We start from the raw sequence: 22,914 nt of genomic DNA on the forward strand, positions 1-22,914 counted from the left end.
CAATGCCATGCTGTGCATTATCGCCCTGTCATAAATTATATGAGATAATAGAGGAACCAGTTTAAAAGCGAAAGGATGTTATTATGAGTAAAACAGTCGTACTGGCCGAGAAACCTTCGGTCGGCAGAGATATAGCAAAAGTCTTGAATTGCGGAAAAAAGGGTAATGGCTTTTTTGAAGGCGAACAGTATATCGTCACTTGGGCACTAGGTCATTTGGTCACCCATGCAGATCCGGAATCTTATGATGAAAAATATAAAACTTGGCGCCTTGAGGACCTGCCCATGTTGCCGTCTACATTGAAATTGGTCGTGATCAAGCAATCAGGCAAACAATTTCAATCGGTTAAAACACAATTGAACCGCAATGATGTCAAGGATGTCATCATTGCAACGGATGCAGGCCGTGAAGGGGAACTTGTTGCACGCTGGATTCTCGAAAAAGCGAATGTGAAGAAGCCGGTCAAACGGCTTTGGATTTCCTCTGTAACGGATAAAGCGATCAAAGATGGATTTAAAAATCTGAAGGATGGCAAGGAGTATGAAAACCTATTTGCCTCTGCTGTGGCAAGGGCGGAAGCGGACTGGATCGTTGGGATGAACGCGACACGTGCCCTAACGACCAAGCACAATGCCCAGTTATCCTGCGGGAGGGTCCAAACGCCGACACTCGCGATGATTGCAAAAAAAGAAGAAGAAATAAAACAATTCCAGCCTAGGAAATATTATGGAGTTTCGGCAATTGCAGAATCCAATTTGCGCCTGATCTGGCAAGATGCCCAAACAAAAGATATCCGCACATTTGATAAAAACAAGGCAGAAAAGGTTCTTGCAGCCGTTAAGGGGAAAAGTGCAGAAGTGGTTGAAGTGAACAAGTCCCATAAGAAAAGTTTTGCCCCTTCTTTATATGATTTAACAGAACTTCAACGGGACGCCAATAAGAAATTCGGCTATTCGGCGAAAGAGACGTTATCGATCATGCAGCGTTTATATGAAAGCCATAAAGTCTTGACTTATCCAAGGACGGATTCACGCTTTTTATCAACGGATTTGGTCGATACGCTAAAAGAAAGATTACAGGCTGTAAGCATTAAACCATATGCACAGTATGCATCGAGGATCCTGCGCAGCCCGATTAAGGCCAATAAATCGTTCGTGGATGATAGCAAGGTTTCTGATCACCATGCAATCATCCCCACTGAGCAAACACCGCTGCCGGGAAAACTGAGCGACAAAGAATCGAAAATCTATGATTTGGTCGTTAAAAGGTTCCTTGCTGTAATGATGCCGCCTTTTGAATATGAGCAAACGACCATCACCGCACAAATGGGGCAGGAGACGTTCATGGCAAAAGGGAAGGTCGTCCTGAAGTCAGGATGGAAGGAAGTTTATGATCACCAATTCGATGAGGAAGAGGCTAAAGATGGCCTTGTGGAGCAACTGCTTCCGAACGTTCAAAAAGGTGACAATTTAACCATATCGACTGTGAAACAAACAGAGGGTGAAACGAAACCGCCGGAACCATTCAATGAAGGGTCACTTCTTTCGGCAATGGAGAATCCTGCTCGTTTCATGGCAGGGGAAAGCAAAGAGCTCATCAAGACTTTGGGTGAAACTGGCGGGATTGGAACTGTTGCAACGCGTGCTGACGTTATTGAAAAACTGTTCAATAGCTTCCTGATCGAGAAGAGGGGAAAGGGCCTTCATGTTACCTCGAAAGGAAAACAACTTCTTCAATTGGCGCCTGAAGACTTGCGATCTCCAGCTTTGACAGCTCAATGGGAGCAAAAGTTAACGGCGATTGCAAAAGGAAAGCTGCCAAAACAGGCTTTCATCGGCGATATGCGCGACTATGCCAAAAATATCGTCCATGAAATCAAAAATAGTGACCAAAAATTCAAGCATGATAACGTGTCAGGAACGAAATGTCCTGATTGCGGCAAGCTGATGCTTGAAGTGAATAGTAAAAAGGGGAAAATGCTTGTCTGCCAAGATCGTGAATGTGGCCACAAAAAAAGTGTTTCACGTGTAACAAATGCCAGATGCCCACAATGTCATAAAAAGATGGAAATGCGCGGTCAAGGAGAAGCACAGACATTCACCTGTAAATGCGGTTTTCACGAAAAACTTTCCTCTTACAATAAACGAAGAGGGCAAAATAAAAATCAAAAAGTATCCAAAAATGAAGTCTCCAATTATATGAAAAAGCAAAATAAAGAAGAGCCGATCAATACTGCATTCGCGGATGCCTTGGCAAAACTGAAATTCGATAAATAAAAGAAAAGAGTCCTTCACCTTTAGCCCCATGGTGAAAGGGCTCTTTTTTCGGGGTCAAATTTCCTTGTCGGCGGGCCCATCTTTCCAGACAACAGGGCTGCCGCTTGATGAAGGTAAAAGTCATATTAAAGAAAAAGACGGCAGAAAGGGATGGAGCGAGCGCTCCATCCCTTTCCCTGTATATCGATGTTTCTGTTAAATTTCATTCAGTACGGTGCATGTAATTCATATTCAAGTGTTTTGTCAGTGTGTGTGTTTATCCGAATCTACTCGTGTGAGCGTACTGAATGGCTTCTGATCACCCGGACTGAAAATTGCTTCATCATTCTCTGGATTCCATAGGCTGTAAATACTCATGATCAGTATCCTCCTCCTTTGGGTGAGAAGACTAATAATTCCCATTTTGGTTATCATCTGACGCTTCAATTGACTCTAACGCTGATCACCGGGACTAAACACCGCTGCGTCATTCTCTTTGTTCCATTGGCTTCTGATTGTACTCATCATGCACATCATCTCCTTTGGTGAGAATGTCTTACAGTATTTGTATACCCGGATGGGACAGGTTAAAACATATATTTTAAAAAAAGCATGATTATATCCAAAAACCCATTATTTTTCTGCAGATAAATATCGAAAAACGTATTAAACCAGACTTCTTTTTACTATCAAACAGTTTGAATTGTATTGTTCGTTTTTGTACGGGAATGTTCTTATGGTTGTTTCATCGCAATTAGGACATTCCGATTTAACTAACTCGGACAGTTGGAGCATGCCATGTTTGCGTCCCCTAGCAGACTGACGTTTTTTCATAAAGTAACGTTCCACTGCAACTTTTTTAAGTGGCTTCGTACCCAGGCAACGTACATTTTCTGTAAGGGGCCTTGGTTGAAAAGTTGGAAAAAAATCCATACTTGTGAAAATTAAAGAACCTTTTCTACTATGTTGACAAATCATTATTGTAAAGTGATATAATTTTAAATTGTATGCATGACAAAAGGTAGGAGATAGAATCAAATGAATCAAAAATTAATTAATACTGAGAGTAAGTTCAGACCCGAAATCGAAGGGTTACGCGTTGTTGCCGCACTGCTGGTGGCGGTTTATCATATATGGCTTAATCGTGTTTCTGGCGGGGTTGATGTATTCTTTGTAATTTCAGGTTTTCTTATTACCACTTCAATTGTTTCCACAATTAATCGAACAGGGGAATTTCGGTTTCGGCCATATGTCACAAAATTAATGAAAAGATTACTTCCATCTGTATTTTTTATTCTTGCAATTGTTCTGGTTTTAAGTTGGTTTTTATTACCTAAATCAATTTTAGGTAAAACTATACATGAAGTATTTGCCTCTATGTTTTTCTATCAAAACTGGCAACTGGCTTTTTCGAGCACGGATTATTTAGATTCCAGTCAAATGAAAACACCTGTTGAACACTTTTGGGCTTTGTCTATACAAGGACAATTTTATATAATTTGGTTTTTATTATTCACTTTGATTTTATTTTTAATAAAAAAATATAAATTAACTAAAGTTAAAACATTAATCAATACGATTTTAGGAATATTATTTGTTTTTTCTTTTATATACTCCATATATTTAACCTCTGTCAATCAGCCATGGGCTTATTTCATAACGATGACACGTGTTTGGGAATTTGCTTTAGGCAGTTTGCTCTGTATCAATTTATCATCAATTAAGGTAAATAAATATATAGCAACAGTGATAGGGTGGCTTGGATTAATCGGTTTAATTTTAACGGGAATAGTTTTCAATGTATCTGAAATGTTTCCGGGGTATATTGCCTTATGGCCAATGACCTGCGCATTATTCATTGTTTTGTCTGGTACACGCGATGCAAAATATGGTGTCAAACGCTTTTTAGGTTCACCCGTAATGGTGAAGCTAGGTGGAATCGCTTTTGGAATCTACTTGTGGCATTGGGTATTATTGGAGTTCTATCGTTATAATGTCCAAGAAACTCCAGGATTCATCGTCGGAACTCTTATTATCATTTCATCAATTGCCCTTTCTTTTTTAATGACTCGATATATAGAAGAACCAATTCGAAGCTCAAAGGACAATAAATTTTCATTCAAGAGACTCGGAATAATGGGCAGTGTGAATGTACTCTTGATTGCCTCTCTTTTGATTGGAGTATATATAGATCATAATAAGCTGGAAAATAATATAAACGATAAAAATTATCCAGGAGCGTTAGCTGTAAAAAACCCTGACGATATACCTGATCAAGAACCAATACCATCATATTCCGAAGTCTTTGATGATTTACCAAAAGCGCATTTGGACGGCAGTAACCAAGGGTTAAAGGAAAGTGACTTGAAAATTGGGGAATATGGCGAAACTGAAAATTACGATGCCACAATTGCTCTGATTGGCAGTTCCCACTCAGAACATTGGTTAGGTGCCATATTAAAAGCAACAAAAGATGATAATTATCGTGTATTGAATATGACTCGTTCAGGTACACGGTTTTCAACAGGTTATTCGGATGATGATTTGAAAGGTATCTGGGTCAATAATGTTCTGGATTATCTAAAGGATGAAGATGTAGATCTTGTCATATCTCACGCTACAGCTTCTGATACGCCTAATAATAAAATACAGCAACAAATGGTTGATCAGCTGCAGTATGTTAAAGATGAATATGGTATTGAAGTGTTAGCGGTACGTGATGATCCAAGATATAGTTTTAATGTATTGGAATCATTAGAAACAGATGGACTAGAAGAAACTACAAAAAAAATGAATTCAGCAGATAATCAGAAAGACGAAAGCTTTTGGAGACAATTTGAAAAAGAGAATAAATCATTGCATAAAATAGACTTAACAGATTACTTCAAGGTAAACGGTAAATTTCAGCCCATTATTGGCAATGTTATAATTTACCGGGACAATAGACATTTAACGAATACTTATTCTGAAAGTTTCGGACCTATTTTTGAAGAAAAAATCAACGAGATAGGCTTGATTGAGAAGTAAGTATAGCTAAAGGGAAATTTGTAAGCATAAATATTGGTTATCTTGCGATATAAAAAACCTGGGTTCTGTGTTTTACAGGGCTCAGGTTTTTTGATATCTATATGGCTTGATGAAGTAGTGGTCACTTTGTCTAATTTAGCTTTGAGACCTGCATTTTCCTCCATCCCATAAATCACTTGTGCTTATACCAACAGAAAAAACCCTGTTACTCCGCGGAAGAACCGCGTTGTAACAGGGTTTTTTAATTAGCGTCCCAGATAGGAATCGAACCTACGACCTACAGCTTAGGAGGCACTGCTTATTACAGCTTCCTTAACAGTGGGTATAGACTGTTTATAAATGCTATTATAATGGCAATTTCCATGCTTTTACCGTATACCATGCGTAAATACTAAATAAAAGTGTCTGACGTTCCCGAAACAATGTTTCCGGCTTCTATTTTGTATACTAGAGGCCTAGAGGATCGCTAGAGAGGGGAAATACCCGGCCCCTATCCTAAAACTATTGTAATTATTGGCAATGATAAGTAATACAGGGGTGGCCAGGAGGCCGTAAACCATAACCCACATCCAAAACATATAAGTTCCTCTTATTTAGCTTCTTCGATTTTTTCTACTTTATTTTCAAGAAGCGTACTTATAAGGGCAAATACAAATTGCATAACGAACAGCACAATGACGGCTACGCTATATCCGTTAAAGATGGGGTAAGCTTAAATATCCAAACTAGTTGAGATACGCCAGGAAAGAAGAACGATATAATGGCCCAAAAGAATCCTTCATACACGAAGGTTATGTATATAGTGTATATGTGTACCATTGCGCTCATTATCCAAAACCCTATAGTTTGCAAATGTACTTAGATATAAGAAAAATTTCAATATTGCTTCCACATTAACCACTCCTTTTTATTTAGCGATGTCACATGTCATATGCAACGTACAGAATTTAAAATTTTTAGTCCTTCCAAAACCATTTGCGGAACCATCTGGAAGGAAGAGTAGCCAATACACAAATTACAAGAAGTATGAATACAATATCCAGCCTTCCTAAATCAATCAGTATGCCACTTACTACAGCTACACAGAAGAACATAATACCTACAGCAAAACGTTCATTCATAATATTCTCCTTAACTATCCACTACTTTTTTTATTTAGCTATTCCTTCTTCTTCTTTTTCTTCAAGCATCCATTCAATCAATTCGTCACGATCAATTAAAAGCACTTCATTGGAGTTTCCTAGCTTCATAGCCGGAGCCGTGAAGTAGTTATTTGTAATGACCCAACATTCATCGGCCTTGTAATAGCTCTTTGCTGATACAATTTCTTGGACGGCCTTCAGGCCCACCTTTTTACTATAGCGTTTCGCCTGGACTACTATAGTCTTCCCTGGACTCCTTAGAACCAGGTCGGCACCATAATCACCGGAGGTTTTCGTTACCTGGGCCTGGTACCCGTGGGATTCTAAAAGGAATTTCAGGAACACTTCGAATTCTGAGCCCTTCATCCGGTCCACTTCATAAATCCCTGAGTGTCTTATTTTTCGCTCCCATTCTTTCCTACGTTTCTTTGCATTTAGTTCCTCTTTTATAATCCAAATTGTGCCTAGCACCATCACTATACCAATGATGAAAAAAGAAAATATCATGTCCTCTAAATACACTCTGGAAAACACTCCTTATAATGGAAATATAATTATGTAAAAAAATAGGAAGGCCGAAGCCTCCCTGGGTGTTACTTCAATTTGATTTGCTCGTATTCTCCACCGGACCAGCCAGCACCGGAAGATACTTCAATGTTGTATGCTTTAGCTTCAGTAGGAAGTTCGAATACTACTTTACCTGTTTTCGAGATATTTGGATTCATAGTTTCTAAGAAGAAACCAATGCCTCCTTCATTCACGTACATGTCTAGTTCAGCATCAGCACCATATTCAGCGCCATCAGCTTTTATCTTGAACATGTTGGAATCGGCCATACGTTCCTTTTTATCAAGGTTCTTGATTGCCATTTCCACTATTACGAATTTACCTTCAGTTGTTTTGTCTCCAAGAACGTTACTGATCTTTTGCGTTTCTTCCACGCCTTTAACTGTATATTCAAGTTTGCCTACCTTTACAACGTCACCTACTTGGTGCTGTTTAGGAGCTTCTTTTTTGGGCTCTTCTTTCTTCTCTTCCGGCTTGGCTGTAGTTTCAGTAGCCTTAGTATCTGACTTCGTTTCAGTAGAAGTCTCTTCTTCATCCCCGCCACTTGCTATGTTGGCAATCACAATAATGGCTAGAACCCATACCCACCACTTCTTATAAAATGGCTTCTTTACCTTGATTTTCTTTCCCTTACTCAATTTAACTCATTCCCCTTTACTATGACTATATAACTATACTATACCATCCCATCCCTGTATTGAATAGTAAGGTAATTACTTTTTTATCGAACATTAGTCCACCTCAGCGACACCCTATCTAGTAAATACCTCACAATTAGCCCGGCAGCGGTTTATGGTTATATAAAAATACCATTATTTGTAAGTTTACTTTCGCAAACCGTGGTGTATATTTTCCAACCAACAGCGGGGTCGGATGGAGGTACCTACGTCCCCCTATGGTAGCCTTCCGATATTTCACCCTTTCCTACTGTCAATATCTATGTGGTGATAGGTACACCGATTGGTGTATGGGAGATACCTTATAACTACCCCCTGGTGCATACCTCTATGATAGTATGTGTGCCGTATGCCGTTACGAAGTATAGTTGTACAGGCCATAGGGAAGGCCGTATGAAGGTGCTGGAGTTAGGAGTTATGGACTGATCCTAGGGCGATTTTGTTACTATTTTTTCAAACCTCTTACTTATGGAACCAACGCATGCTTTAGTTGAATAAGAATAACTAAAAAAGTCGATTCCTTGAGAAGGAAATCGGCTTTTTTAATAGGTGACATTCCCTTAGCGTTGTAAATTCGCATTTTCCTGATGCTACCCCATGCCCATCAAGCTAACAACATAAATTACTAGCACAAAATGATATTGTTCCAAAACTACCCAGTTCTTGAAAACCAGGCATGCCAAAGAAGCCTATCAAATATGCGCTTTTTTCTAGGCAGCTTGTCTATCCTTCACCGTCGATTGATACACAACCCCAAGAATATCAAAGACAGTCATCTTCTTATACCGATGACATTTACGACCGTTCTTTTTGAGTAGATGATAAAGGCGATGCAAAATTTTCAAAAGTTCTTCTGTGCCAACTGACATCGCTTGAAACAGTAACGGGAAGTAATCCTTAATCATATAAATCGCTTTGTATTCACTTAATTCCTTCTTTTTCTTTTTAAGAAGTAACTGTCGCATTTGAAACATGGTAGAAGAACAGAGGAGAATGCCGATAAGTTGGCCATATAAGTGGCACTCAAGGCGTTCTTTTTTGATTGTTTTACATTCATCGATTTCAAAGAATGACTTCCATGTTTTAAATAAAATCTCAATCTGCCACCGCAGGGAATAGAGGGAATGGACATAATCAGTGGGGACTTCTTCTGGAGATGTGTTCGTAATATAGACGTTCATGCCCATCAAGTGCTTACTTTTCTCCTTCATGACAATGCCTTTCTTCTTTTCTCGAATCGCTTGGTTTTTTAGGCGTGTTTGCGTTTGATCATCAGTTAAACGATGGATAATGACACGTGCTGGGAGCTTCTGATTTTGTCCAATGTATGCTTAGCACCGCAAGGTGACTTTTAAATTGGGGGTTAGGTGAATGTTGGTATTACAATTGGTTTTGGAAGTTTCTATGCACGTACAATGGGAGTCTGTGGTTGCTTTTACAATTCCGGTTGCATGGGCATTAGGGACGAAGAAAGGTTCTCAGAAATGAGGGCTTTTTTTTTATGAATTTCTTTAGTCTCTTCCTTTGAGGAAATGACTAGCCCTACCTACTTAACAGCACCCATCCAGCAGTACCAGTGGGGTTGACCAATGTCCTTAACTCAACAGCAATGCCAATACAGTGGACTAATGAAGGGCTACCCATACACATAGAGGCAAGGTAACACACGATAGCGTCATCAAATATCAACACAAATGACAACAGCAAGCAAGTAACGCAGGAACAAGGCTTCAAGCTGTCTCAAATGTGATTATCAAGATAGAATGATAGAAAGCACGGAATGTCCCTGCTATCCTGCCCTGACCTTTCCCGGCTGCACGCAGATCCGTTAACGTCCCAATAGGATGAAGGGGTATCCCCCCGGACGCTATGCTGTGTATGGGGCATTCTCCTGCTTAAACTGGATACGGCATGTCTAAGAAGTCTCAATGGGAATAAATGGGTGCTTCGAGGGCGATTCTACGATATAATCATGAAATAACTGTAATTGTTAAGAAGGGAAGTCTATATGAGATTAATAGAAAAAGTCATGAAGTATTTTTTTATCATCTTGGCAGTTGTGGTTACAATCTTCTTAATTTCTTTGGTAGCTGCCACATTTGGATACCACATATTACAATAAAACATTCAAAGAACTTATATATGGGGTAGCCCCATGATGCTACCCTCTTTAAGAAAAATAGTCAGTCCAATATCAGCCCACTTGAGAAATTCTTGATATTCTTCATTGGATTATCAGGTGTAATAGCTTCTTCAACGCAGAATTTACACATGGTTCGCAATGTTCGTAACCTGATATTGATTGTATTTACTGATAAAGTAGTGGTTTTCTCACGCTGTTCATCGCCTGCATAAGCCTTCTTATTTTTTGAAAAAGTGATATATTCTCTTATTAAAGAAGGGGATAGCTCGCTAACGTAATTAAAAGACGGATGATAAACAGATAAGTATTCCGTTAAATACCTAATGTGTCGAACATATTCGCCTAATGTTCGCTGTCGGACACCTTCAGCAACTTTTGCACGGAGAAAAATATCTAAGGCTTCTTGCAGTGTGTATTCAATCGTGAAACTTTCCGTAGCCTTACTGTTCAATTTCCGTTCCTTTAACGCAGTTCCACGCTGTTTAATAACGTGTTTCTTCATGAAAAAAAGCACCTCCAGACATAGAAAAATAATAGTGAAATGGAATATCACTGTTTCCTACGTACAGAAATGCTTTTATCCTACATGCAATTTACGGCTTTTACGGTTATACCAACAGAAAAAAACCCTGCTACAACACGGAGAAACCGCATTATAACAGGGCTTATAAACATTAGCGTCCCAGATAGGAATCGAACCTACGACCTACAGCTTAGGAGGCTGTCGCTCTATCCTGCTGAGCTACTGGGACATATATAAAAGTCGACGACTTATTTATTATATTTCTTATAGGCAAACTTTTCAAGCTAATAGCACATACTTATGAAAAAAATTCTCATAAATGCTTAACAGGTCACTAAGCTCTTGCATTTCCCTTTTTATCATTAAATGGAATACTTTATTAACTACTAGGTTCCTGGTACTATTATGCTAGAAAAAATCAGGAGAATGATAGTGGGAAAATATAGAGTTTTATGGATGGCGGCATTACTGGGGATTTTGATTTTACCTGGATGTTCACAAGGGATTTTAGAGGGTATAGGCACAAAGACGGCTGCACCGATTGCGGAAGATGACATTGAAGTGGTCGAAGCAGCTGAGAATGGGACAGGGCAGGATTTGGAGGGCCAAATCGATATGGGAGACTGGATAACGGCCGAGTCCGCGATCCAGCTTCCGATAGATGTATCACAGCATTTCTGAAGGTGATGGCCTTCGGGTTCCAAGTGAGGAATTCCGATCCCCAGATGAAACATTCCTCGTTTTAACCGAAAGTCGGATGCCAAGTGAGAAGTGCGTCTGGCTTACTTTTGATGATGGCTATACAGGCAGCTACACGGAGGCTTTCCCGATATTGAAAGAAAATGATGCGAAAGCAACTGTCTTCATGATCGGGAAGTCCATTGATAAAGGTCATCACCTGACTGAAAATCAAATGTTGGAGATGAGCAGGAATGGGATTTCGATCGAAAGCCATACTATCAACCTTTTGAGCTGAACCGCAAGACGGCAGAGGAGCAAGAAGCGGAAATGGTTCAGTCGAAGGGGCTATTCGACCGTATCCTCGACTAGGACACGACAGTGCTTTCCTATCCGGTTGACCGGTATAACGAAGAGAGTCTCAGGCTGTCAGAAGAAGCTGGATACAAGATGGCAGTCACTACCGAACCTGGGGGAGCTTCAAGGGACCAAGGGATGTATGCCCTGCATCGAGTTAGGATACCACTCGGGTTATCAGTCGATGGGTTTGCGTCACTGATTGAAAATTCTTCAAATCATTGAAGGGGGACGGGGCATTTCGAACTTGTTCAGAAAAATCATATAATAATCGATTCTTACATGGTGTATAATGAAGGCAGTGAAAACTATATACATATGAACGATTTGGTGTCTTAATGACTTAAAAGGGAAGTTGGTGAAATGCCAGCGCGGTCCCGCCACTGTAAATGGGAGCTGACGGCTGTGTACCACTGTATAAGATATGGGAAGGTGCCGTTGACGATGACCATGAGCCAGGAGACCTGCCAGAGTTCGTACACCTGTAACCTACGCGGATGGGAAGGTGTGTGGCAGACCCTTAGAAAGAGTCCGTAATGATATTGTTGCCATACAAGCACCTTCCGTTTAACGGGAGGTGCTTTTTGTTTTGGGGGCATCTGCCAGGAATGCGTTTTCTTTATTAGGTGGGAAGAAATTAAATAAAAAGATTGTGGGGAATGAAAATGAAGAAAATTTTTGGTCTGATACTGTTGATGTTGCTTACAGCAGGCATGATGGTTGGCTGCAGTGACGCTACTGATGAAGGAAAAGAAAAGCAGCAAACGAATCATGCTCAACACGAAGCTTTCCCGATTACGATTAAGGATGCAACAGGGGAAAAAGTAACGATAGAACAAAAACCGAAGAAAATCGTTTCGTTGATACCAAGTAATACGGAAGTGGTGTTTGCACTTGGTTTGGGTAAAAAGGTCATTGGTGTTTCCGACAATGATAATTACCCGGAAGAAACGAAAGAAATTGAAAAAGTTGGCGGAATGGAAATGAACACGGAGCTGATTGTCTCCATGAAACCTGACCTTGTTCTTGCACATGCATCAAGTGCCCATAATTCAAATGAGGGTTTACAGCAGCTTAAGGATGCTGGAATAGATGTCCTTGTAGTCAATGATGCACAAAGCTTTGACCAAGTCTATGAGTCTATTGAAATGATTGGACAGGCAACGGGAGAACATGATAAGGCAAAAGAAATCGTTGCGGATATGAAAACGAAGCTCAAGGATATCCAGGAAAAAGCCAAATCCGTGAAGGAAGAGGATAGGAAGACCGTTTTAGTGGAAGTTTCGCCATCACCGGAAATATACACACCTGGAAAAAATACTTTCATGAATGAAATGCTTAATATTATTTCAGCGGATAATGCTGCTGCTGAATTGGACGGTTGGGCAAAAATTGATGAAGAGTCGATGATTGCTGAAAATCCGGATGTCATCATTACAACGTATGGTTATTATACGAAGGATTCAGAAAGTGAAGTGACGGGTCGAAAAGGATGGCAAGACGTAAATGCTGTTAAGAATGACCAAGTCTTTGATGTTCATTCTGACCTGGTGACCCGTTCCGGTCCACGCTTAATAGAGGGAGTAGAGGAACTTGCCAAAGCAGTCTATCCGAACCAATTTGAAAACTAAATGGACGCTTGCCTATTTGATTGCGTTGTTATTTTTGTTATTCGCAATGACGATAGGCATTTCCTTTGGTTCGGTGCCAGTACCGATTCCCGTACTTATGCAAATAATCGGCAAGGAGACTTTCCATTTGCCGATTTCTGCTGATCCGGATGTGATGCTTACGAATATCGTGATGAACATCCGCTTGCCGCGTGTGCTGCTTGCGGGTTTGGTTGGGGCATCACTTGCGATTGCGGGTGCGGCTTTTCAGGGACTGCTCCGGAACCCGCTCGCTGATCCTTACACATTAGGTATTTCATCAGGAGCATCGGTCGGCGCCGTATTGACAATATTCTTGAATATATCAATGCCGTTCATCGGTTTATATACTCTTCCGGCATTGAGCATCTTATGCTCAGTGCTCACGATGCTCTGTGTACTGACATTTGCAAAAAAAATGGATCGATCGATGAAAGTGGAAACGATCATACTAACGGGAATCATTTTCAGCTCGTTTTTAAGTGCCTTCATTTCATTGATGATTGCGCTGACGGGTGATGAATTAAGACAAATCATCGGCTGGCTGATGGGAAGCGTTTCAATGCGCGGATGGAATTATATTGCGATCATTTTGCCGTTTTTTCTTATTGGTTCGTTGGCCTTGATCATGAATGCAAGCGAATTGAATGCGATGACTTTCGGGGAAGACCGGGCCAAACACTTAGGTGTGAATGTTAAGCGGCGGAAAATGTGGATCTTGGTAGCTGGTTCGACATTGACAGGGGCAGCCGTTGCCGTTTCAGGGGCGATTGGCTTTGTAGGATTGGTCATTCCTCATTTTGTCCGAAAGATTTGGGGACCTGACCATAAACATTTACTTCCGTTGTCATTGCTGATAGGAAGCGGATTCTTAATATTGGCGGATTTTGCAGCACGGACGGTCATTGCCCCATCGGAACTGCCGATCGGGGTGATCACCTCACTTATCGGGGCACCTGCATTTGCGCTGATTTTATTAAAGAGACGGAGAGAAGGGTAAAAACGGATGCTTGAAGTAAAAGGGTTAACAGGTGGATATCACAACAAAGCTGTTTTGGACTCTGTCTCTTTTGATGTACATAAAGGGGAGTTATTCGGGATTCTTGGTCCTAATGGCAGCGGAAAAACGACGCTTTTAAGTATGCTTAGCGGGGTGCTCGATTATAAAGGCGGAAGCGTACGGTTAAGAGGTAGGGATTTGAAGGATTATTCGTCAAAACAACTTGCACAGGTCATTGCTGTGCTCCCCCAACATTCCTCATTAGCTTTCTCCTATACAGTAAAAGAGACGGTCTCCCTTGGACGATATGCCCATCAATCAGGTTGGTTCCATAGTTGGTCCGCAGAAGATGAATCGATTGTCCAACGGGTTATGGAACAAACGGGAGTAGCTGATTTTCAGGATCTTCATTTTGAACGATTATCAGGAGGGGAGAGACAAAGGGTCCTGCTGGCACAGGCTCTTGCTCAAGAGCCTGAAATCCTTTTTTTGGATGAACCTACGAACCACTTGGATCTTTCCTATCAAAAAGATCTTCTTGATCTAATGAGGAAGATGGCAAAAGAGCAGAAGTTGACCGTCATTTCAATTTTTCATGATTTGAATTTGGCTGGATTATATTGTGATCGGCTCATGTTGCTTGAGAAAGGGCAGATTCAGGTTGTTGATGTGCCGAATGAAGTGCTCCAACAGGAACGGATTCAGGGTGTATATCATACGACAATCGAAAAACATCCACATCCCGCCCTTCCGAAACCGCAGATGTTCATCGTTCCGGAAAAGCATGGCCATGATACTGCCCCATTGGAAATTGATGATTCGTATTTGACAATCGGACCTGAGATGATTCAATTGGATTCTCCAATCCCGCTTAGAACGATGTCTTCTGGAGTGACTGGTTCGGGGACGGGCTGGCATAAATATTTTGTGAATAGGCACGTCCATCATGGCTATGATTGCGAGGATCATCATGTTGAAATGGCCGACTATTTAAAAACTCATGGTTTTGAACCTCAGGAAACGGTGGGGATGATGACAGCTGTCTTTCTCGATACGGTTGCTTTCAAGCTATTAAGAGCTGAAGATTTCTCGGTTTTTATTATCGTGACGGCTGGTGTGGGGAATGCCATCGACGCTTCTTTAGCTGATCGGCATTCTTGGAGTTCCACTCCAGGAACGATAAATACATGGATATTCGTAAATGGGCATTTGGCAGAAGAGGCTTTCATCCACAGTATAGTTACTGCAACCGAGGCAAAAGTGAAAGCGCTTCATGATCTGCATGTCTTGGATAAGGTGACAAATACATGTGCAACAGGAACATCGACAGACAGCATTTTGATTGCGGCAACTCAAAGAGGGGCAAAGCTTCAATACGCAGGCACCATCACTCCGTTAGGGAAGCTGATCAGCCGGGGTGTATATGATTGTACAGTGGAAGCATTAAAGAATAATCGGAAACGGATTGAGGATCTATGATTTACTATCATCTTTTGGCAGTTACGCTGGCGTTTTTCCTTGATCTATTAATTGGTGACCCGCCAAATTGGCCGCATCCAGTCAAATGGATAGGAACGATGATTAGCAAGTTGGATCTGGCATTCAATAGAGGGGCATATAAGAAACGGAATGGACTCTTCATGTTGATCATCGTCTTATCGGTGGTGTTATTGATTACTGGTCTCACCGTCTATTTAGCTTATCGAATCCATCCGCTTGCAGGTATCTTTTGGGAAGCTGTTGTCATTTCTACCACGATAGCTCAGAAGGGCTTGAAGCAAGCTGGGATGGACGTTTGCCTTCCGCTGAATGAAAGGGATTTTCCTGAAGCGAGGCTAAAGCTTTCCTATATCGTGGGCCGTGATACTGCTGATCTTGATGAATCCGAAATAGTCAGGGGCACCGTGGAAACCGTAGCGGAGAATACCAGTGATGGGATTACAGCCCCAATGTTTTGGGCAGCCATTGGCGGTGCGCCGCTCGCGATGGTATACAGGGCGATTAATACCTGCGATTCCATGGTAGGATACAAAAATGATAAATATGGGCAATTCGGCTGGGCTTCAGCCAAGCTCGATGATATCGTCAACTGGATTCCCAGCCGCCTCACCGGGTTCCTGATGTTGCTGAGCTCGAAATCCGGCTATCATGGATTTGGTACCAGATGGAAGATATTATTCAATGACGCAAAAAAACATCCAAGCCCGAATAGCGGGTGGTGTGAAGCAGGCGTTGCTGCCATTTTGGGAATACAGCTTGGAGGCCGGAATATGTACAAAGGAATTGTTTCCGACCGTGCGAGGATGGGAGTTCCGCTTGTTCGATTGGAAGCAAAACATATACCACAAACGATTACCATCATGCATCGGTCATCTTTTCTATTTCTACTGATGCTATGGCTAGGGGGACTTATTCTTGACATTACCTTCTCATGGCTCTAATCCTCATTATCTTTACAAAGCGCTGGAAATCGAAATGCCTGAATCGGTTCTCGACTTCAGTGCCAACATCAACCCATTGGGTCCGCCTTTACGCATAAAGGAACAGTGGTCGGGTTTTTTTGAAGGAATCCTTCAATACCCAGATCCGCATGCCATTGACCTGACAAAATCAATTGCAAAAAAAGAAGCTCTTCCTGAGCAATCCGTTTTGATGGGGAACGGTGGTGCTGAAATAATCATGTTGGTAGCGAACGGATTAGCCAATCAAAGGGTGCTAATCATTCAGCCGGCATTTGCGGAATATGCTGAAGCTTGTTTGGCAGCGGGATGTAAGGTCGATTTTCACCAGCTGGATGCTCCTGAGTGGCAATTGGACTTGGATCGATTGATTCCCCGATTACCCGAATATGATGCAATTTTCTTATGTACGCCTAATAATCCGACGGGTGTTTCTTTTAAGCGCGATACAGTCAGGGAATTGATCATTGAATGCCAAAAAGCGGATTGCCTGGTTGTCCTGGATGAGGCTTTTTATGACTTTACGGAAGATGCCTTTAGTTATGCTTCTTTAATCAATGTATTTCCACATTTACTCATTCTAAGATCAATGACTAAAATCTTTGCAATTCCGGGTTTGAGACTAGGCTATTTGCTTGCGGCACCTGACATCATCAAACGGGTAAGAAATTACAAACCGCATTGGAGCGTCAACCATGTGGCACTTGAAGTAGGGGGAATCTGTCTTGCAGAAGAAGCCTATATGAGAAAAACAAGAGACTATATTGCATTGGAAAAGCAAAAACTATTCCGGTTTTATAAGGAGCAAGGGTTGATTGTCTCCGATAGCACAGTTAATTTTTATTTGGTTAAAGATGAATCCCTATCCCTTTTCCCCTTTTTGCTGAAAAAAGGAATCGTACCGCGCCATACCTATAATTTCCCTGGTTTGGATGGAAGATGGCTTCGATTTGCAGTGAAGAGTGAACATGATAACCAAGCACTGATGGAGGGGGTAAGACAGTGGAGAAAGCAAGGCTCTGTTTTATAACCGGGGGTGTCCGTTCCGGAAAAAGCAGCTTCGCAGAAAGAAAAGCCCTGGAGTATGCACTCCAAATGGATGGGAACTTGCATTACCTTGCCTGTGGCCGTGTGAGTGATGATGAAATGGGTGAACGCATCCTTAGGCACCGGAAAGATAGAGAAAGCAGCCCGATTGCTTGGAAAACTTCCGAATACGCAACGGATATTACAAGAATAGGGGCGGACATTGATCAGGATTCTATTATTCTGCTCGATTGTCTGACAACCCTGCTTGATAACGAACTATTTGGCCCTGGTATTCCGCTTGAAGAAGAATTTTTAGATAGCATTTTTTCAAAAATAATAACCGGGATCAATGAGATAAGAAAACAATCCAGCTGTTTAATAGTCGTGAGCAATGAGTTGGTGCAGGAACCGATTTTCCAGGATGATTTCCTCCATATATACGGAAAAACACTGGGCCAGCTTCATCAAACGATCGTCGGGCAGGCCGATGAAGCCTATCTTGTAGAAGCGGGAATTCCATTGCGGAAGAAAGGGTGCATGCAGGAATGATCGGAGTGATCGGATTTTTAATTAACCTGCAGTTCTTTACGGTTTTTCCAATAAAGAAGCAGCTTCCGATGGAGAAGAAATATATTCACCGTGCCATTCAAACCTTTCCATTAGTAGGTCTTTTGCTAGGCTTGATATTGGGCGGTGTTTTGTATGCACTAGTGGAATGGACCCCATTGTCATCGCTTTCGATTGCCTTTTTCCTTTGGTTTTTGACGATGGCATTAACGGGAGGTTTGCATCTCGATGGCTGGATCGATGCAAGTGATGCTTTTTTTTCCTATCAGGATAAAGAGCGGCGATTGGAAATCATGAAGGATTCCAGGACAGGTGCATTCGGTGTCATCTCCGTCATAGTCCTATTGGCTGCCCGGTTCATATTTATCTATGAAATTGTCGAAAGGGTAAATGAATGGACATACTTCTTGATCATTGCCCTTCCACTCTTAAGCAAATGTGTGATGGGTTATCTACTCATCCGGATGCCGCTGGCTAAAAAAGAGGGGCTCGGTGCTTTTTTTCAAAGTGCAGTAATGAAAAGCAGTTTGCCCATTTATTGGCTGTACCTCCTTGTAAGTCTGGCGATTGCCTGGATCATCGATTTTAAGCTTGTCACCTTATTTTTCATCATGTGTCTGGCTGCGGTGTTTTTCCTGGTTTATATAAAATGTAAAATCGTCAGTTGGTTCGGTGGGATAACGGGGGATGTACTGGGGGCATCCGTGGAAGGGGTTGAGCTTTGGTTATGGCTGATATTGTGGCTATTACACTACTTCGCCATGGGCTGACAGTAGAAAATGAGCGAAAGGCCTATTTAGGCTGGACCGATTCTCCATTAAGTACGGAAGGAGAAAAGGAAATACTGGACTTAAGGGGCTCGTACCCACAGTATGAAAAAATTCACAGCAGTGATTTACCCCGCTGTGTGGAAACTGCACGACTGTTGTTTCCAAATATGGTTCCGGTCAAAAACCCTTTGTTCCGTGAGATGAACTTCGGCAGTTGGGAAGGGCGGACGTATCATGATTTGAAGACAGACGGAGATTATCTTAATTGGCTGGAACGTCCCATGGAGGCACTGGTACCTGGGGGTGAAAGCTATCCGGCTTTTTCCGAGCGTGTTAATAATGGATGGAACCAATTGATTGCCTGTAAGGAGAACCGATTTGCCCTAATGACGCATGGAGGGGTAATTCGTGATTTATTGGTACGCTATGCCCCGAAGGAAAAGTCTTTTTTTGATTGGGGGATTTCCCATGGCAGGGGATATGAGCTGATATGGGAAGACCGGAACAGCTTAAGGAGGGGAGAACGCTGCACTTTGTTACAGGAGGCGCCTATAATGGGAAAACTAAATGGGTAAAGCAATTGTATGGTTTGGAAAATGATGTCCTTTGGCTATCCGGTTATCGAAAAGAACAGCCGGAATTGATTGATTTTCAAGGCAAGACTGTTGTATTGCAAGGGTTGGATGCATGGGTTCAACAAGATGCAGAAATGATGGATTCAGATTCGATTCGAAAAAGATGGAAGGAAATCATGGCTGATTGGCGAATATGGGAGAAAGAAAGGGATGAACACAACTGCATTGTGATCGGTTCTGATATTTCCAAGGGCATTGTCCCGATGGAAGCAAGAGATCGCAGATGGCGCGATGCCTGCGGATGGGTCTTTCAAGATGTAGCATCCATATCAAGGCGCGTTGATATCATCTGGTATGGAATGAACCAGCGAATAAAGTAGAGGAGGTAATTGGGATGAAAATTTATACACGTACAGGGGATAAGGGACAAACAAGCGTAATCGGAGGTCGGCTTGACAAGGATGACGTCCGTGTTGAATCTTATGGAACGGTGGATGAAGTGAATAGCTATATCGGTCTTGCGGTGACAGAATTGGATTCAGCGATATTTACGGATGTACTGGCTGATCTAGAGAAAATCCAGCATGAGTTGTTTGACTGCGGCGGTGATTTGGCAACCGTTTCCGAGAAGGCCCCACAAAAGCTGACGGATGAGGCCATTACCTATTTGGAAGAACGAATAGATGCCTTCATACTTGAAGCGCCGGAACTGGAAAAGTTTATCTTGCCTGGCGGCTCAAAAGCGGCTGCAACCATTCACATTGCCCGAACCGTTACAAGAAGGGCGGAACGATTGGTCGTTTCATTGATCAAGTCGGGTGCGGCCGTTTCACCATTATCACTTCAATATTTAAATCGTTTGTCGGATTACTTCTTTGCTGTTGCACGTGTGATCAATTTCCGTCTTGGTGTGAAAGATGTGGAATATATCCGTAGCGCAAATGTGTTCCGTGGAGGGAAAAGAAAGGAAAAAGAGTAAACATGGATGTAAGAAAAATTAGTGCAATTGCTATATTCATTGCCTTATCCGCAGTAGGGGCAATGATTAAAATCCCTTCCCCGATCGGGAGTATTGCTTTGGATAGTTTTCCGGCCCTTTTGGCGGCCATCATACTTGGCCCGGTACCGGGGGCTATTGTAGCTGGGCTTGGTCATATCATTTCAGCGTTCATCGGCGGCATGACACTTGGGCCATTCCACTTTTTGATCATGGTCGAAATGGCAGTCCTCGCATGGATGTTCGGCATTATATATATAAACGGGAAAAAAGTAGGCGCATTTTTCCTCTTCTTTATCGGTAATGCCTTCATTCTAGCCCTGCCTTTCGCATTTCTGGTCAGCCCTGGTTTTTACACGTTTCTGGTTCCGGGATTAACGGCCGCGACGGCGGTAAATGTAGTATTGGCAGCTCTTTTACTGCCACGCTTGGAGCCTGTTTTGAAAAAAATGATTTTTAAAAATGGACTCGTAGAATGAGTGATTCATTGATTTTACCATTTTCCAAATCAGAATCATTGATTGTTTCAAGTGATAATAGCGGCGGAATCGGCCTGAAGGACAAAGATCTTGTCCATGTCCCTTATGAGGTCGTTGGCTACTATTCCTTTCGGGTTGCAGTCATGGAATGTTTGGGTGTTGGCGGAAGTCCAGTATCCGTCGTTCTAAATAATTTCTGCGGTGATGAAGCCTGGGAGGACTTGACCAGGGGTGTCAGGAAGGGGCTGAATGAATTGGGAATGGAGGACCTTCCCATTACTGGCAGCACAGAAAGTAACATGCCGCTTCTTCAATCAGCACTTGGTCTTATGGTGATTGGTAAACGAGAGAATGAATGCGTTAAAAAGCAGCATCCTTTACGGAAAATCGCTTTGATCGGCAGGCCGCTCGTTGGAGAAGAAGTAATGGAACAGCAAGATTGGGTCGCGCCATTATCTTTATATAAAAGCCTATGTGAAATGGAAGACGTTCAGGCACTTCCAGTCGGCTCAAAAGGGATAGCATATGAATGGGAGCATCTGGATCAAAGTGGTGAAGGTGTTTCTGTGCACATAAGTAATAATGTCGATATTGAAAAATCATCAGGACCATCCACCTGCTTCCTCATTGCTTATCCTGAACAACTGGAGGAAGAAATCAAGCATCGATCCGGTCCTCTTTTTATTGGTGAATAATCATTTCTTGACTGAATCAGGTATCGAGTTTAGTTCACAATGGACTGGTTCGATGCTTTTTTCATTGAGATCTTACCTTTATGGATTCCTTATCCTTATTCAGAGTGAATGATTGAATGAGATGTTTGTTTATTTGGATAGAGCTAGAGCCATAACAATAGTTTGTTGATTTATGCGCTTGTTTCCATCATTTTCCTAGTCATTATCATAGCCAAAGCAAAATGGCACCCATTTATTGCGTTACTTATCGCTTCCGTCATTTTAGGGATTATCGCAGGTATGGATATTCCGGATGTTGCAGATGCTGTTCAGACAGGGGTAGGTAATACTTTTGGTTAGATAGCACTCATTGTCGGTTTAGGTACCGTGCTTGGAAAGATGATGGTCGAGTCGGGCGGTGCAGAGAGGGTTGCGAATCCCCTTTTGGATAAGTTCAGTGAATAGAAAGTCCATTGGGCGATGATGATCGTTGCCTTCAAGGCAGGGATGCCCGTATGCTTCGAAGTTGGGTCGTTTTACTGATTCCAATTGTTTATACGATTGCAAAAAGAACGGGTTCATTCCTTGTGAAAATCGGGATTCCCCTGTTAGTTGTCCGGTTATTGGTTCCTGCATATCTAAAAGAATGATGTACAAGCACCCGAGGGGCTAGCGGAACAATTATCCAATAAACATAACCGCGTGCTCCCAGGTTTCGGCATTACCTTGATCACGACTTTAATGCCGGTCTTTTGAATGTTGATCGGAGCTTGCGGTGCTGTGTTTGGTGAAGATTCAATATTGAATGATTGGATTGACTTGATTGGAAAACCAATCATCGCCCTCATGGTTGGTTTCATTCTTTACATTAGGTTGCGCTAGAGGTTTTAATAAAGAAGAACTAAACCAATTCATGTCCGCCTGCCTTGCCCCAACTGCATCCTTCATCTTGATTATAGGAGCGGGGGGGGTGAGGCCATTGCAAGTCTAGCGACAACTCTAATATTTCACCGATTTTGTTTGGCTGGCTCGTTGCAGCCATGATCCGTGTTGCCACAGGTTCATCAACTGTCGCGATGACAGCTGAGGTAGGTATTGTGATGCCGATTATATCTTCTATACCAGGTGTTATATTAAATTGCTGGTCTTTGCAATCGGTTCCAGGTTCATTAATTCTATCACACGTGAATGGTGCAGGATTTTGGATGATCAAAGAGTTCTTTAATTTAACAGTCGCACAAACGTTAAAGTCTTGGACGGTTATGGAAACGATTATATCAGTCGTTTCATTTATCCTGATCTTACTATTGAATTCAATTGTTTAAGAGAAAGGAGCATGATGTAAA

The 22,914-nt window shown here is 42.0% G+C and carries 26 protein-coding genes, 1 tRNA gene, 1 pseudogene and 1 riboswitch; of the genes and pseudogenes, 21 read left to right on the top strand and 7 right to left on the bottom strand.

Translation table 11 applies throughout. The features are described 5' to 3' along the window. Positions 1 to 83 precede the first annotated feature (83 nt). Both Q8G36_RS10275 and Q8G36_RS10280 read left to right on the top strand, forming a co-directional pair. Positions 84 to 2,276: a DNA topoisomerase III gene (locus Q8G36_RS10275; protein ID WP_305159915.1), complete on the top strand. Its 2,193-nt coding sequence runs from the start codon at positions 84 to 86 to the stop codon at positions 2,274 to 2,276. Positions 2,277 to 3,293: 1,017 nt separating this feature from the next. Then, a complete protein-coding gene (locus tag Q8G36_RS10280; protein ID WP_305159914.1) occupies positions 3,294 to 5,282 on the top strand; it encodes an acyltransferase family protein in 1,989 nt (662 codons plus the stop codon). Between the two features lie 956 nt (positions 5,283 to 6,238). Here the strand turns inward: Q8G36_RS10280 and Q8G36_RS10285 are convergent. The 6 genes and pseudogenes from Q8G36_RS10285 to Q8G36_RS10310 all read right to left on the bottom strand — a co-directional run bounded on the left by Q8G36_RS10285 (position 6,239) and on the right by Q8G36_RS10310 (position 10,563). Then, the gene (locus tag Q8G36_RS10285; RefSeq protein ID WP_305159913.1) at positions 6,239 to 6,403 is read right to left on the bottom strand and encodes a hypothetical protein; all 165 of its coding nucleotides are present in this window, start codon (positions 6,401 to 6,403) and stop codon (positions 6,239 to 6,241) included. 30 nt (positions 6,404 to 6,433) lie between these two features. Continuing rightward, the gene (locus Q8G36_RS10290) at positions 6,434 to 6,946 is read right to left on the bottom strand and encodes a restriction endonuclease (protein ID WP_305159912.1); all 513 of its coding nucleotides are present in this window, start codon (positions 6,944 to 6,946) and stop codon (positions 6,434 to 6,436) included. 71 nt (positions 6,947 to 7,017) lie between these two features. Further along, complete coding sequence (locus Q8G36_RS10295; RefSeq protein WP_305159911.1) at positions 7,018 to 7,629, bottom strand: DUF4352 domain-containing protein; 612 nt, start codon at positions 7,627 to 7,629, stop codon at positions 7,018 to 7,020. Between the two features lie 749 nt (positions 7,630 to 8,378). Continuing rightward, positions 8,379 to 8,999, bottom strand: a pseudogene (locus Q8G36_RS10300) (transposase); the annotation flags it as partial. Positions 9,000 to 9,851: 852 nt separating this feature from the next. Continuing rightward, positions 9,852 to 10,313 carry a phage integrase SAM-like domain-containing protein gene (locus tag Q8G36_RS10305; RefSeq protein ID WP_305159910.1) on the bottom strand — a complete coding sequence of 154 codons (462 nt, stop codon included), beginning with the start codon at positions 10,311 to 10,313 and terminating at the stop codon, positions 9,852 to 9,854. Positions 10,314 to 10,489: 176 nt separating this feature from the next. Then, a tRNA-Arg gene (locus tag Q8G36_RS10310) sits at positions 10,490 to 10,563 on the bottom strand. A gap of 203 nt (positions 10,564 to 10,766) precedes the next feature. On the opposite strand from Q8G36_RS10310, the gene Q8G36_RS29220 reads away from it, so the two are divergent. The 16 genes from Q8G36_RS29220 to Q8G36_RS29235 all read left to right on the top strand — a co-directional run bounded on the left by Q8G36_RS29220 (position 10,767) and on the right by Q8G36_RS29235 (position 21,928). Continuing rightward, complete coding sequence (locus tag Q8G36_RS29220; RefSeq protein ID WP_305159909.1) at positions 10,767 to 11,015, top strand: hypothetical protein; 249 nt, start codon at positions 10,767 to 10,769, stop codon at positions 11,013 to 11,015. Further along, on the top strand, positions 10,996 to 11,310 hold the full coding sequence (locus Q8G36_RS29225) for a polysaccharide deacetylase family protein (protein ID WP_305275020.1): 315 nt from the start codon (positions 10,996 to 10,998) through the stop codon (positions 11,308 to 11,310). Before Q8G36_RS29220 ends, Q8G36_RS29225 begins: the two co-directional genes overlap by 20 nt. 83 nt (positions 11,311 to 11,393) lie before the next feature. Next, positions 11,394 to 11,594, top strand: coding sequence for a hypothetical protein (locus Q8G36_RS29230; protein ID WP_305159908.1), 201 nt, complete (start codon positions 11,394 to 11,396; stop codon positions 11,592 to 11,594). An 86-nt stretch (positions 11,595 to 11,680) separates the two neighbouring features. After that, a riboswitch (cobalamin riboswitch) is annotated at positions 11,681 to 11,855 on the top strand. 173 nt (positions 11,856 to 12,028) lie between these two features. Next, a complete protein-coding gene (locus Q8G36_RS10330; protein WP_370694036.1) occupies positions 12,029 to 13,000 on the top strand; it encodes an ABC transporter substrate-binding protein in 972 nt (323 codons plus the stop codon). Next, positions 12,963 to 14,018: a FecCD family ABC transporter permease gene (locus Q8G36_RS10335; protein ID WP_305159906.1), complete on the top strand. Its 1,056-nt coding sequence runs from the start codon at positions 12,963 to 12,965 to the stop codon at positions 14,016 to 14,018. The genes Q8G36_RS10330 and Q8G36_RS10335 overlap by 38 nt, the downstream gene beginning before the upstream one ends. A 6-nt stretch (positions 14,019 to 14,024) precedes the next feature. Next, positions 14,025 to 15,497 carry a heme ABC transporter ATP-binding protein gene (locus Q8G36_RS10340; RefSeq protein ID WP_305159905.1) on the top strand — a complete coding sequence of 491 codons (1,473 nt, stop codon included), beginning with the start codon at positions 14,025 to 14,027 and terminating at the stop codon, positions 15,495 to 15,497. Further along, on the top strand, positions 15,494 to 16,459 hold the full coding sequence (gene cbiB, locus Q8G36_RS10345) for an adenosylcobinamide-phosphate synthase CbiB (protein ID WP_305159904.1): 966 nt from the start codon (positions 15,494 to 15,496) through the stop codon (positions 16,457 to 16,459). The genes Q8G36_RS10340 and cbiB overlap by 4 nt, the downstream gene beginning before the upstream one ends. After that, positions 16,434 to 17,507 (top strand): threonine-phosphate decarboxylase CobD, encoded by a 1,074-nt coding sequence (cobD, locus tag Q8G36_RS10350; protein ID WP_305159903.1) that lies wholly within the window; start codon positions 16,434 to 16,436, stop codon positions 17,505 to 17,507. Before cbiB ends, cobD begins: the two co-directional genes overlap by 26 nt. Then, positions 17,480 to 18,055: a bifunctional adenosylcobinamide kinase/adenosylcobinamide-phosphate guanylyltransferase gene (locus Q8G36_RS10355; protein WP_305159902.1), complete on the top strand. Its 576-nt coding sequence runs from the start codon at positions 17,480 to 17,482 to the stop codon at positions 18,053 to 18,055. Before cobD ends, Q8G36_RS10355 begins: the two co-directional genes overlap by 28 nt. Beyond that, positions 18,052 to 18,843, top strand: coding sequence for an adenosylcobinamide-GDP ribazoletransferase (gene cobS / locus Q8G36_RS10360; protein ID WP_305159901.1), 792 nt, complete (start codon positions 18,052 to 18,054; stop codon positions 18,841 to 18,843). The genes Q8G36_RS10355 and cobS overlap by 4 nt, the downstream gene beginning before the upstream one ends. Beyond that, a complete protein-coding gene (locus Q8G36_RS10365) occupies positions 18,801 to 19,418 on the top strand; it encodes a histidine phosphatase family protein (RefSeq protein WP_305159900.1) in 618 nt (205 codons plus the stop codon). Before cobS ends, Q8G36_RS10365 begins: the two co-directional genes overlap by 43 nt. Positions 19,419 to 19,423: 5 nt before the next feature. Beyond that, the gene (locus tag Q8G36_RS10370) at positions 19,424 to 19,798 is read left to right on the top strand and encodes a bifunctional adenosylcobinamide kinase/adenosylcobinamide-phosphate guanylyltransferase (protein WP_305275023.1); all 375 of its coding nucleotides are present in this window, start codon (positions 19,424 to 19,426) and stop codon (positions 19,796 to 19,798) included. Positions 19,799 to 19,812: 14 nt separating this feature from the next. Further along, positions 19,813 to 20,397, top strand: a complete 585-nt coding sequence (locus Q8G36_RS10375; protein WP_305159898.1) for a cob(I)yrinic acid a,c-diamide adenosyltransferase — start codon at positions 19,813 to 19,815, stop codon at positions 20,395 to 20,397. A 2-nt stretch (positions 20,398 to 20,399) separates the two neighbouring features. After that, positions 20,400 to 20,894, top strand: a complete 495-nt coding sequence (locus Q8G36_RS10380) for an ECF transporter S component (RefSeq protein ID WP_305159897.1) — start codon at positions 20,400 to 20,402, stop codon at positions 20,892 to 20,894. Next, positions 20,891 to 21,589: an ATP-binding protein gene (locus tag Q8G36_RS10385; RefSeq protein ID WP_305159896.1), complete on the top strand. Its 699-nt coding sequence runs from the start codon at positions 20,891 to 20,893 to the stop codon at positions 21,587 to 21,589. Before Q8G36_RS10380 ends, Q8G36_RS10385 begins: the two co-directional genes overlap by 4 nt. A gap of 162 nt (positions 21,590 to 21,751) precedes the next feature. After that, entirely contained in the window at positions 21,752 to 21,928 is a 177-nt protein-coding gene (locus tag Q8G36_RS29235; protein ID WP_423806847.1) for a hypothetical protein, read from the top strand. On the opposite strand, the gene Q8G36_RS29240 is transcribed toward Q8G36_RS29235, so the two are convergent. After that, positions 21,925 to 22,068 (bottom strand): hypothetical protein, encoded by a 144-nt coding sequence (locus tag Q8G36_RS29240; protein WP_423806848.1) that lies wholly within the window; start codon positions 22,066 to 22,068, stop codon positions 21,925 to 21,927. The genes Q8G36_RS29235 and Q8G36_RS29240 overlap by 4 nt on opposite strands. Before the next feature lie 15 nt (positions 22,069 to 22,083). Between Q8G36_RS29240 and Q8G36_RS29245 the strand changes: the two genes are divergently transcribed. The 3 genes from Q8G36_RS29245 (at position 22,084) to Q8G36_RS29255 (ending at position 22,893) form a co-directional block, all read left to right on the top strand. Further along, a complete protein-coding gene (locus Q8G36_RS29245; protein WP_370694035.1) occupies positions 22,084 to 22,218 on the top strand; it encodes a hypothetical protein in 135 nt (44 codons plus the stop codon). A 200-nt stretch (positions 22,219 to 22,418) separates the two neighbouring features. Beyond that, entirely contained in the window at positions 22,419 to 22,559 is a 141-nt protein-coding gene (locus tag Q8G36_RS29250) for a hypothetical protein (RefSeq protein WP_423806849.1), read from the top strand. Positions 22,560 to 22,608: 49 nt separating this feature from the next. Continuing rightward, positions 22,609 to 22,893, top strand: coding sequence for a hypothetical protein (locus tag Q8G36_RS29255; RefSeq protein ID WP_370694033.1), 285 nt, complete (start codon positions 22,609 to 22,611; stop codon positions 22,891 to 22,893). Positions 22,894 to 22,914: the final 21 nt, after the last annotated feature.

Source organism: Peribacillus frigoritolerans (genome assembly GCF_030676415.1).
In the GTDB taxonomy this organism is placed as follows: Bacteria; Bacillota; Bacilli; order Bacillales; family DSM-1321; genus Peribacillus; species Peribacillus frigoritolerans_A.